Here is an 11,353-nt window from a genome sequence, read left to right as displayed (position 1 = left end):
GGAACCGGATGTCGGTTCTCGGTCGATCTGGCGCGTTTCTCATATATGTGGCGCGGCGTTGGCGCAGTTTCTCGCCTGGGTGGCGCATGATGACTCGGCACTGGGAGAGATTGCGCAGTTGAGCCGTGCAGATGACGAGCCCGAGGCGGTGTTCCTCACCGGGTCAGGTGTCGGTTCTCGGCTGATCTGGCGGGAGTTCTCACACATGTGGCGAGGCTCCTCATCCGAAGTGGCCGAAGTGGCGGAACCGCAACTCCACATGTTGCAGTCGCGCCGATTCATGCTTCTGTCTCCAGAATGATAGAGCCCCGTGGGGTGGTGGGCTTTGAGGTCGAATCCTCGGTGCCTACTCGCCACGGTTGATCGCGGCGATGGTCCCAGTATCGCCGCTGGGATCTAGCAACGCCATCGACCCCTCGGAGAGGTAGCGGCGCTCGCCGGACTGCCACTCATCGTGCATGTCGGCCAGGACCGCACCGACGAGTCGGATCACGGCCGCCTCGTTCGGGAAGATGCCCACGACACGGGCTCTGCGCTTGATCTCCTTGTTTACCCGCTCCACGGATTGGTCGACCAGATCTTCGACCAATGTGCCCGCGGAAACGTGCTGAACGCCAAGACCTCCGCCTTCGCCTGGTCCATCAAGGGACCGATCTTGGGGAACCGGCCGGCCAACTGATCGCGGACCTCGTCCCACGTGGAGGCCGCGGTGGCGGGATCGGGCTGGGCGAAGATCGTGCGAAACACGGCGGCGACCATGTCGGAGTGCGACTTGGGGACGTGCGCCAACAGGTTTCGCGCGAAATGCACTCGACACCGCTGGTGCCCCGAGCCCTGGAACGAGCGCCGCAAGGCCGCGACCAGGCCGGCATGCTGATCGCTGATGACCAGTCGGACACCGGACAGGCCGCGTTTCTTCAGCGAAGCGAGGAAGCCGCGCCAGAACACCTCGTCCTCACTGTCCCCGACATCGAGGCCGAGGACCTCACGCGCACCCTCGGCGGTGATCCCCGTGGCGACCACGACCGCCATCGATGTCACCTGCGAAGAGGAGTTGCGTACGTGCAGGTAGGTCGCGTCGAGGTAGACGTAAGGAAACGCGGTGTGGTCGAGCGAGCGGGTGCGAAATGCGCCGACGACCTCGTCGAGGCCGGCGCAGATCCGCGACACCTCGGACTTGGAAATTCCCGAATCGATTCCCAGAGCCGCTACGAGGTCGTCCACGCTGCGGGTGGAAACTCCGTGTACGTAGGCCTCCATCACCACCGCGTACAGTGCCTGGTCGATCCGTCGGCGGGGTTCGAGGATCGAGGGGTAGAACGAGCCCTTGCGCAGTTTCGGGATCCGCAATTGGACGTCGCCGGCTTGGGTGGCCACCAGCCGGGACCGGGCTCCGTTGCGTTCGGTCGTGCGGGCCTCGGTGCGTTCATAGCGGCCGGCGCCGATCTGTTCGGTCGCTTCGGTTTCGATCAGTTCTTGCATAACCATCCGGACCGATTCACGGATCAGATTCACTCCGTCTCCGGTACGGAATGCGTCGAGTAGCTCGGACAGGGCAGACTGGGACAGGGCCATCGGTGGACCTCTTTCTTCGATGCGTGCTTGGCCGTACACACCGAAGATCCCGCCGATGGCCCTCTCTACGTCGGAGCCGCGCCGCTCAGCCCCAAACCCCACCACTCCACGGGACACCTACTCCAGAATCCGCCAGATCGCTCAAGAACCGACAACGGATCCACCGTTGTCGATGGCACCCGCAGCGGAAATCGGACCGCCCTATGGGCAGCTATAGCTATTTATAGGTATTTATGGACTCTGTCCTATAAGTGTCTATAGTTGTCGATATGGATCCCGCGTTGAACCCGTTCAAACCCGGCTCAGGTTTGCGACCCCCGGCTCTGGAGGGCCGGGACCGAGAGCGCGAGGAATTCGATCTGCTCGTCGCCCGCAGCAAGCAACGCAACTACGACCGCGGCATGGTGCTCTCCGGGCTCCGCGGGGTCGGAAAAACCACCCTGCTCAACACCCTGGCCGAGCACGCCGAGCGGCAGGGATGGTTGGCGATCAGCATCGAGGCCCGGCCGAACGAGGCCGGGATCGCCGCGGTCCGCGCCCGACTCGGCTACGAACTCGCGGTCGGCCTGCGCCGTTTCAGCCGCAAACATCAACGGCACAAGGTCATCGACGACCTCGTCTCCCTCGCGAGGGGTTTCACCCTCGGCGTCGGCCTCGGCCCGGCCAAGATCGAAGTCACCCTCGGTGGGCGGGCCGCCAGCGGCGACATCGACCTCGACCTCGAGGAGTTGGTCGAAGCAATCAGCGACGTCATGGGCAAGAAGGGTGCCGCGTTCGGACTGTTTATCGACGAAATGCAGGACCTAGACCCAGACCTGCTCGGTGCCCTGCTCGCGGTGCAGCACCGCGCTAGCCAACGTGAATGGCCGTTCTTCGTCATCGGAGCCGGTCTGCCCAGCCTGCCAGCGGTGCTCGCCGACAGCCGCTCCTACGCCGAACGGCAATTCTCCTACCGGACCATCGGACCGCTCTCCCCGGCCGATGCCGCCGATGCGCTTCGGGTCCCGGTCGAGGCGCACGGGGGTGCGTTCACCCCGGACGCGCTCGAGATCGTCGTCGAAGCCAGCGGCGGTTACCCGTATTTCCTGCAAGAGTTCGGCAAGGCGATCTGGCACACCGCCCCTACCTCCCTCTTTGATTCTGAGGACGCCCACCTCGCGGTCGAGGAGGGCCGTCGAGCGTTGGACGACGGGTTCTTTCCGTCTCGGTGGACCCGGGCCACCGATCGGGAGCGCCGGTACCTGCGCGCCATCGCCGAAACCGGGGAGCCCACTCCCCGGTCCGGGAAGGTCGCCGCAGCCATGGGGGTGGCGACGACCGCGGTCAGCGATGTCCGGGATTCCGCCATCAAGAAGGGCCTCATCTGGTCACCCGAACACGGTCGCATCGCGTTCACCGTCCCGGGAATGGCCGACTTCATTCGTCGCCAGCCCACCGCCTGAAACTCCTGCACTCACACGCCATCGGCTCTCGCGGCGCATGCCAGCACTCTGCAAAAGAAAAACAATGATCGCTGAGACTTCCACCCCGAGCCCGGCCGAAACGTCCTTCTACAGCAGTCACCCGCACTTCACGAGCGAGATGGTGGCCTTGCTTGTGCGCCGGGTCATCCGGGGCCGACCGGCCGAAGCGGTCATCCCCGCTACCCTTTTCGGGTATGGGAACCACCTTCCACGGGCCGAGCCCGTGGCCGTACATCACCCGCGCCATCCGAACGCGGGGACCTCGGCATGCCGCGATCGCCCACCTCGGCGAGGACGCACCCACCTTGCTGCCGCTGCGTGCCGGTGATGTCCTCGTCGTCAACGCCTCCCGCGCCGCGGTACGTGCACATGCGACCTCCCCGATCGCGCTCACGCACTATGTGGACGCCGGGGTGAGGGTGCTGTCCTCGCCGAACCTGCATGCGAACGTGATCGCCACTAGTAGGCGGGCGGTCATCGGCTCCGCCAACGCCTCGTACAGCTCCACCATCGCCGATGAGGCCGTGGTCATCACCGACGACCCCGACATTGTCGCCGCCGTGCGGAAGTTCATCGACGGCATCGACGAGATCACCGAGGTCGACCAGGTGTTCCTCGACAGCGCCACCGCCATCTGGCAGATCGGTCGGGCCGTCCCCCTGCCCGGAATCGGCGGCCGCAACCGTGCCGAGCCCGATTTCCTCCCCACCCCGGTAACCCGGATGTTCCTGTGGCACATCACCGACTACCAACCCGGCGCCGCGGAAGAACACGAGCGGGCGGCCCGCACCAGCCGCCGCCGTACGTCTGCGGGGCCGGCGGCGAAGTACCAGCTCGAATGGTTCCGCATCGACACCCCCGGCGGCCGCGGGCGGCTCCAGCGCGGCGACGTCCTGCTCCAGGTCACCGCCGACAACGAATGGCTCTACTCGCCCGCGGTCGTGGACTCCGACCCGATCGCGATCCCGCACACCCGCCGAGCGGTGGCGTACCAACTGCGCACCCGAGTGGACCTGGAGCCGATCGCGGTGACCGACGCGGAAGTATGGCTCGCCGACGTCGGGCACCCCAATCCCCGGCTGCGCACCGACCACCGCATCGTCTCCGCCAGCCTGCGGGCCGCGCTGCTCCGACTCTGGAACCTCTGAACCGAGAACCGATCCGCACGTTTCCATCCTTGACCTGTGAATACGCCATGTCCCCGAGGGTGACGGCGTACCGACATCGCCGCGGCACAGGCTGGAGTGATATCAGGCCAACGCCAGGACGCGGGAGCGCGCTTCCCTGTACCGGGGGACCGGTCCAAGGACCTCGGTATTCCCGTAGGCGAGCGCGACGGGCCCTTCGCGCTGGCGCTCACCTGTGAGTTGCACTGGCTCTCACGAGCTGCGCACAAGTTGCACCCCATCGTGGGTCGACTTCCGTGACAGATCGTCAAATAGGTTGACATACTTGAGTTAGTGACTATCCGGGCAACGCTTGACAGCTTTCACAAAGGATGTGATTTCGATGCGAGCAAACCGGTCCTCGGCCTCACCTCTGCAGCTTTACGCTGCGTTTCGCCGCCATCATCCCCGAATCGTGGTGCCCGTCGATTATGTCACCGAATGCGGTTTTCGACTGGGACTGTGGCAGGACCGCCAGCGGGTTGCCCGTATGCTCGGCACCCTTCCGCCCCAACGCATTGCGCAACTCGATGCGATCGGGTTCGTGTGGAGTGATGACGATATTCCACTTCCTGCCGTGTCACCGGCCGATGGCAAGCGGCGACGGATGCTTTCTGAAATTGCCGCCTACCGCGAAGAGCACGGCGACGCACTCGTCCCCGCGAACTATGTCAGCGCCGACGGTGAACAGGTAGGCCAGTGGCTCTACCGGGCGGTGAAGAAGTGGCGAGCCAACGCATTGCCCGACGACGAGAGGCGTCCACTTGCTGCCCTCGGGGTCTCCCCCAGCCCACGTCCACGGGGCCCACGAATATCACCACAGCCTGTCGGATAGACATCCTCCGCCCTTGTCTACGGAGGACAATGGGCGCTCGCCCCTTCATCCGGCGGACAGTGGTAGTTGACCCACTTGGTGGGCAGACCCCTGTCCCGGCCGGCCACGCACACGTCGACGTGAGGGACACAGCGTCCCGAAATATCTAGCAGCCCTGTGGATTGCTTCGGCGCGGCCAGCCGAGGTACGTGGAGGACTCTTAGATCCAGTCGATATGGACGGAGTCGATGTGGTCGAAGTGGAATCCGAACTGGTCGCTGTACGTGTCGAAGCCTTTGTTTTCGGGGTAGTCGAGGGTGGCGTGCCGCTCGAGCAACGCGACGACGCGGGCGTGATCGTCGTTGGCCAGTGCGGCGGCGAGTTCGCGGGACTCTTCACTTGTGAACGGGGTGTCGGAGTTCGCGAAGTCCAGGGTGCGGATGCGGTAGTCGTAGCCCTCGTCGGCGCCGTTGCGGACCATGACGCCGCCCTTGACGCGGATGACCGCCTTTTTGGGTGTTCCGTCGGGGCGCAGTACGCCGGCGCGTTTCATGATGTCCTCGGCTTTGACGTTCTTGAGTTTCTTGCTGGCGTCGGCGCGCAGCTCGTTCGTTTCACCGGACCTGTATCGGGAGACGGCGGAGCGGGATCGGCCGATCTTGGTGGCCACAGCGTCGATGCCGCCGAGGCGTTCGATCGCGGCACGGCGTTGCGCTCGCTCGAGAACATCGGGGTGGGGGATGCGGCCCTGTTGCGCCCACCGGCGCAACGTGCGGGCGGACGGCGGTGTGCGGCCGGCATCGATTGCGGCCTGCCGCAGGCCCTCGTTGCCGAGTTCCTTACGCAACTGTTTCACCGAGACCTTGCTGGTTAAACCCGCGAGTCCCCCGCTTTTGACCTGCTTCGACTTCTCCACACCGCTGGTCGCGGCGCTGGCGACGGAAACCTTGAGGCCATCGAGACCGACCGCCTGCTGCGGCGGCTTCGTGGTGCGGGGCTTGGGAAGATGCAGGGCCATCAGTCCTCGTCTTCCTCGGCGAATGCCGCTTTGATCGTTAGTTTCACATCGTGCATGTCCTCCGCCGACGCCAGGTCCGCACGCCACAGCGGTTGGTGGTGGTGTTGCATCTGCTTGGCAGTCCACATGTCCGGGTTGACCATCCGCCCGATGTAGCCCTTGTAGCAGGAGCCGATGAAGCTCTTCATTGCGGCGTCCTCGGTGTCAACAGCGGTCTTGCGGGCCTCGCGGAGGATCTTCGCCCACTTGTCCAGTACGCGGCTCTGCTGCGGGTAGACCCAGGCCTCGGTGATGTCGAGGTCGCCCCGGTCGGCGCCGATCCCCCCATCCGCGACCGGTGAGCACAACCCGTCGAGGCTGACCGAGGTGACCCACGTCTGCACCGGCTGGTCCGCAAGCATGTGCGGGTGCGGCAACGGCAGCTTCTCGGGCAGCGACAGTGTCTGCCCGGGCGGCAGGGTGATCCGCCACAGCCCGAACGGGGCACCCTTGTCCCCCACCGCCGCCGCGGCCGCCGCACCGGTCAGATGTGTGGGTTGCCCGTACCCGAATTCGAGCATCCCGGCCGACGCCAGGTAGGCGGCCCGTTGGTCGATGGACACCAACCGGCTTACACCGTCGAGATCCTCCCCGTCGGGCACTCGGACCCAGCCGACCGCGGGTTCGAGCTCCTTGCGGGGAGCACCATCGAGCGGTGGTACCGGGCCGGCGGTCGCCACCACAATGCCCTTCCCCGATCGGGTGCGTTCGCGCTTGATCTTGTCGAGGATCGCGGCGCCGGTGCGCGCGGGGGTCGGCCCGGGCAGCACGCCGAGGTGTTTCGCGGACCACGCCAGCCGTCGGCCGAGTTCACGGGCGGCTGGTAGGTCGTCGTCGGGGAGATACGTTCCGGCGGTGGGTGAGCCGAGGATGCCCATCTCGCCGACCCGGTTGTTCCAGCCGAAGTCCTTGTTCCAGTATGTCCACACGTACGGCTCGATGACCACATCGACCATGGAGGTGAACTTGCCGATGCTGCGGGACAGGTGCACCACGTGTCCCGGATCGCCGCGCAACTCCCACCCAGCGCTGAGCATCGGGGTGAGGGCGGCTTGCAGGACCGCGGTCAGGTCGGCGGCGGCGCGGGTGCGCAGTGCCTCCATGTCGTCGAAGTCCTCTTCGTTGCCCGGGTCGATCACCCACCCCAACGCTTCACACGCGCCCTGTCCGACGATCCACACCTGCGGCGGCGCACCCAGCGGTTTCAGGGAGGCCCAGCGAACCAGTTTGTCGAGTTTCTCCACCGAATCGACCGGACCGGTCAACTCATGCCCGGACGGTGTGTACGTTCCCGCGGCGGTCACGATCAGCGCATGCTCATCCGCCTCGACACCTACCGGCAGGCTCTCCCATGGCGGTGGGTTGGTTGTGCCACGGTCGTCCTCGGGAGGTTGTGCGGTTGAGGCTTCTTCGGCGCCGTCCGACTGTTCGTCGGAGATGGATTCGGAGGGAACAGCATCTTCGTCCACTTTTGAAGTGGCATCATCGAATTCGAACAGCGCGTACTGGTCCTCACCCGTCATCGATCGCCCTCCCCGGTTCATCTATTCGACGATCTCACCGTTGGAGTCGATGTTGGGAACGCCGTGGCGCGCGAAGAGTTCCTGCAGCGCGACATCAACGACATTGGTAACCGTGTACTCGTAATGCTTGGTGAACCACTTCAGCCGCCGAGCAGTGCTCGCCGGCACGCGGGTATTCAAGGCCTCCTTGTCCTCTCGCGATAGGGGTTCCAGCGTGGCGACAACAGGAGGTGTCGTCGCCTTCCCGCCCGGACGAGAGTCTTCGGTGGCGGGCGACAGCACGGGTGGCATGAACGCGCCCTCAGGCCTCTGAGAACCACGGGGATTGGGCATCGCGAGTTGTCCTTTCCGCGTTGAGGTGTGCCGGCCAGACCGCTGGGTCATCGGCCTCGGTCGCTACAGAGCAACATCCGCTCAAGGCCATTAAACCACGTGCTCGCATCTTTGCTCGCAACAATGCACGCACAAATGCAAGCACCGTGCGGAGAGCCAACCTGTGGATCTACTTCCACATCCCCGAGACCTGGAAACGGCGAGAAGGGTTTCGGGTTCACCGCCCCCGACGGCGGCTTCTTCGTCCACTTCTCCGAGATCGCGGGCAGCGGGCTTCAAGACCCTGGACGAGGGACAACACATGGAATACGAGGTCGGCCAGGGACAGAAAGGCGTGCAGGCCGAGAACGTGCAGACCACCTAAGCACCGCACACCGACGGGCAGGAGCCGCCTCGTTGTCCGATGTGCGGCGCGCAGGGAAACATACAGCGGTAAGGCGGGGCCCGGGCGGCGACGAGGAGCGCAGGGGCAACCCGCCGCCCGCCATCCGGTGACGACCACGACGTTTCAGAGCCATTGAACCCGGATGCTGACGTTACGACCGCCACCGAGGTGCCCGGCCGAATAGCTAGTCTCCGGACCCCTCTACCCCTGCCCGCCCGGCAGCGGGGAACCCACCGTGAACGTCGCACCGAACGGATCGGTGACATCCGCGGTCCGCCCGTACGGCATGTCCGTCGGATCGTCCGCGGTACCCCCGTTCGCCCGCGCGGCGGCGACGACCGCGTCGGTATCGACGACCTGGAAGAGCGTGCCCCAGGAGGACGCGGAGGCGGCCGGGTCGCCCACGATGCCACCGATCTCGTGCCCGTCCGGTCTGCGCAGAAAGGTGAAGTCCACGCCGGGCAGGTCGTCGTTCCCGTCCAGGGTGAAGTCGAACACCGCCGCGTAGAATTCCCGTGCCGGGCCGGGATTCGGGGTCACTAAGTCGTTGCGTAACAACGTGTTTGGCTCGTTCACGAGCTCGCAGCCGACGTGTGCCCGCCCCTGCCACAGGCCGAACTGCGCCCCGGACGGATCCCGCACCATCGCCATCCGACCCTGGTCGGCGATGTCCATCGGCTCCATCAGCAGCGTGCCGCCCGCGGCGGCGGACCGAGCGACCGTCGCATCGAGATCGTCGGTCGCCAGGTAGACGTTCCACCAGAACTCGGTGGCGTTCTCGTCGGGATTCGGCATCAGCGCGGCGACCTTTTTGCCGCCGAGCAGACACATCGTGTACCGCCCGTACTCCTCGGGACCGACGTCGAATTCCCAACCGAAGACCGACCCGTAGAAGGTCATCGCCCGGTCGAGATCCAGGATGCCCAGGTCGATCCAGGTGGGGGTGCCGAGTGGTTGATTCGTCGTGACCGCGCTCATCGCTGCTCCTCAGCTGTCGGGTACCCACTCGACGCTAGCCCGCGGCACCGACATTCGACGGCAGAGCCATGGGATTCGCTGTCCGCTCCGCGAACCCGCTCTGCAATCGACAGGACGAAAGTCCGCAGGCGCAGCGCGGCAGATGCCTGGGTTCACCTCGCCAGGGTGTCCTTCCGGTCACCGAGAGCGGGGTACCGGGTAATCAGTCGGTCGGCCATCCGACGCGCCTCGAACGGTTGCCCCTGCTGCGCCGGAATATCCGCCCGAGAGACGTTCGGCCGGGACGTACTCAGCGTCGCCCGGTGCTTGTCTGCCGCGCGTTGCGGCGTCGGCGGTCAGCGTCTTCCGGTGCGCCACCCCCAACGTGTATGGCTGCTCGGCATGCTCACGCTGGGCATCGCACACGTGTCACCGGGCGGGGTCGACGTTCAGGCACAAGCGGGGCCAATGTGCGAGATCGGTGAGCATCTGCCGGTCATGGGTAGCCACAAGGACCGCGGCCGGGGTGTCCGACAGTGCGGCGGTGAGGTCGTCGACCAGGGACACCGACCGGTGGTTCGTGGGTTCGTCGCAGATGAGCAGCACGGGGCGGGAGGCGAACTACATGGCGAGATGGAGTCTACGCTGCTGCCCCTGTGAGAGCCTCCCACCGGGGTCTGTCGTGATTGCTTCTCCAGCAGGGCGGTCGCCGCCAAGGGTAGGGGTTTCACATTGTCGTGATGCTCGAGGCTTCCGATGTGGTGGTCGTAGCGCTCCTGCGCGGTCAGTCGGGATCCCACGCCGGGACTTCCTGCCCGACGAAGGCGACCCCGGCAGCGGCGGCACCATGGTCGATGCTGCCGGTGGAGGGGTCCAGGACACCGGCGAGGTCGTACCGATAGGCGGGCGCTGAACGCCTCACGGCAACCTGAGCGTTCGGGCGTGCACTGTTAGTTGAGTAGGCATAACACACCGTCTGGACTCCGATCCCGCGGATATACAAGTGCAGCCTTCGCGTTTGCCGCAAGAAAGTGAGCGTGTCGTACGCCACACTTTTGGGACATAGGTGGTCGGCGTCATACGATCTGTTCCGCACCGGCTGATCCCATGTGCAGGTTGTCGGTGTCCCGCCCGTCAGCTGGACCCTAGTAGCTGGTTGGGTTCGCATTGCGCAACCGATACTCGACTGCTGGTGTAGCGGCCCCGCCGTCCGCCAGCTCCGGCGGGGTTTCGCAGTCTTGTCCTCACCCTATGGCGATGCCAGCCCGGCTACTCGAAGTGGAGGGCGCTCAGCGAGCGACCAGGAACGGGCCCTGGTGGCGATGTGTGACAATAGCTTTGGGGCTCTATACGTTTGTGCACTGAAGACACCTATCGGTGCCGTGACTACGCCGCACTCATCACGAATCGGCTATCTCTAGTCCAGGGTGAGAGTACGCCCGGCGGTAGTAGGACTTGTCCTGCACCACAATCAGCCGTCTCAACGTGTGCAGGTTTCGTACTGCACAACGTTATCGACGCATCCCTTCGGGTTCGACACCTGTTACCAGCGGGTAACAACGAAAGCTGCTTGATGTATTGGCGATTCGTGAGTGTCTCGAATACTGATGAGTGATACCTGACCAATGGAATACACTCTCTGTCGCCGATCCGCGGCGGCCTCGAGGGCTGACACTTCCTCACCCTGCACTCAAGCGCGGGACAACCTCGAATCGTCACCCCTTTGAACATCACTCGGACAAAGCGCCGGAGTGAACCCATCTGCCACTGTCCCCCGCCGGTCGGGGATACCGGGTGGCCGATAGCCGACCATCTCGGTGACCACAGTAGGTACGCAACAGATCCGGCCAAACGTCATTTCGCCGCATTTCGCTGGCCGTGCGCATCAGATACCAAGGGTGCATGTTGTTCTCATCTTCCGCACGGATAGACCGAAGGGTTTCGAGCGCGCCGCCCCGCGCTGTGTCAGCTCCAATGTGACTCTGAAGCCTCGCGCTGACGAGCGAGAGCCAGCCTCCAACTACATCCACCAGTGGAACGACCCTCCTCTGATTGACGTAAGGCGTGCACCTACTCAAGG

At 64.9% G+C, this 11,353-nt stretch carries 9 protein-coding genes and 2 pseudogenes; 4 read left to right on the top strand and 7 right to left on the bottom strand.

Annotation, left to right across the window (positions count from 1 at the left end; all coding sequences use genetic code 11):
• Positions 1–346: 346 nt before the first annotated feature.
• Positions 347–1,575, bottom strand: a pseudogene (locus PSR88_RS38310) (IS256 family transposase).
• Positions 1,576–1,844: 269 nt separating this feature from the next.
• On the opposite strand from PSR88_RS38310, the gene PSR88_RS38305 reads away from it, so the two are divergent.
• The 3 genes from PSR88_RS38305 (at position 1,845) to PSR88_RS38295 (ending at position 5,039) form a co-directional block, all read left to right on the top strand.
• The gene (locus PSR88_RS38305; protein WP_016880603.1) at positions 1,845–3,017 is read left to right on the top strand and encodes an ATP-binding protein; all 1,173 of its coding nucleotides are present in this window, start codon (positions 1,845–1,847) and stop codon (positions 3,015–3,017) included.
• Between the two features lie 215 nt (positions 3,018–3,232).
• Positions 3,233–4,186, top strand: a complete 954-nt coding sequence (locus PSR88_RS38300) for a hypothetical protein (RefSeq protein ID WP_016880602.1) — start codon at positions 3,233–3,235, stop codon at positions 4,184–4,186.
• Positions 4,187–4,547: 361 nt separating this feature from the next.
• Entirely contained in the window at positions 4,548–5,039 is a 492-nt protein-coding gene (locus tag PSR88_RS38295; protein WP_016880601.1) for a helicase associated domain-containing protein, read from the top strand.
• A gap of 199 nt (positions 5,040–5,238) precedes the next feature.
• Here PSR88_RS38295 and PSR88_RS38290 read toward each other — a convergent pair whose 3' ends face one another.
• Genes PSR88_RS38290 through PSR88_RS38280 form a run of 3 tightly spaced genes read right to left on the bottom strand, consistent with a single transcriptional unit; the run spans position 5,239 to position 7,889 of the window.
• A complete protein-coding gene (locus tag PSR88_RS38290; protein WP_005567517.1) occupies positions 5,239–6,036 on the bottom strand; it encodes a hypothetical protein in 798 nt (265 codons plus the stop codon).
• Positions 6,036–7,598 (bottom strand): hypothetical protein, encoded by a 1,563-nt coding sequence (locus PSR88_RS38285; RefSeq protein WP_037196026.1) that lies wholly within the window; start codon positions 7,596–7,598, stop codon positions 6,036–6,038. The genes PSR88_RS38290 and PSR88_RS38285 overlap by 1 nt, the downstream gene beginning before the upstream one ends.
• Before the next feature lie 21 nt (positions 7,599–7,619).
• Positions 7,620–7,889 carry a hypothetical protein gene (locus tag PSR88_RS38280; RefSeq protein WP_157180074.1) on the bottom strand — a complete coding sequence of 90 codons (270 nt, stop codon included), beginning with the start codon at positions 7,887–7,889 and terminating at the stop codon, positions 7,620–7,622.
• A gap of 177 nt (positions 7,890–8,066) precedes the next feature.
• Between PSR88_RS38280 and PSR88_RS38275 the strand changes: the two are divergent.
• Positions 8,067–8,295 (top strand): annotated as a pseudogene (locus tag PSR88_RS38275) (cold-shock protein).
• Positions 8,296–8,517: 222 nt separating this feature from the next.
• On the opposite strand, the gene PSR88_RS38270 reads toward PSR88_RS38275, so the two are convergent.
• From PSR88_RS38270 to PSR88_RS38260, 3 genes are all read right to left on the bottom strand, one after another.
• A complete protein-coding gene (locus tag PSR88_RS38270; protein WP_016880598.1) occupies positions 8,518–9,294 on the bottom strand; it encodes a VOC family protein in 777 nt (258 codons plus the stop codon).
• A 408-nt stretch (positions 9,295–9,702) separates the two neighbouring features.
• Positions 9,703–9,840, bottom strand: a complete 138-nt coding sequence (locus PSR88_RS38265; protein WP_237723853.1) for an ABC transporter — start codon at positions 9,838–9,840, stop codon at positions 9,703–9,705.
• A gap of 217 nt (positions 9,841–10,057) precedes the next feature.
• A complete protein-coding gene (locus tag PSR88_RS38260; RefSeq protein WP_016880596.1) occupies positions 10,058–10,195 on the bottom strand; it encodes a hypothetical protein in 138 nt (45 codons plus the stop codon).
• Positions 10,196–11,353 lie beyond the last annotated feature (1,158 nt).

It is taken from the genome of Rhodococcus sp. DK176 (assembly GCF_038447315.2).
Lineage (GTDB): Bacteria > Actinomycetota > Actinomycetes > Mycobacteriales > Mycobacteriaceae > Rhodococcus_F > Rhodococcus_F jostii_A.
Note: the sequence above shows the minus strand (reverse complement) of the source record. Positions and strands in the feature narration are given on the sequence as shown.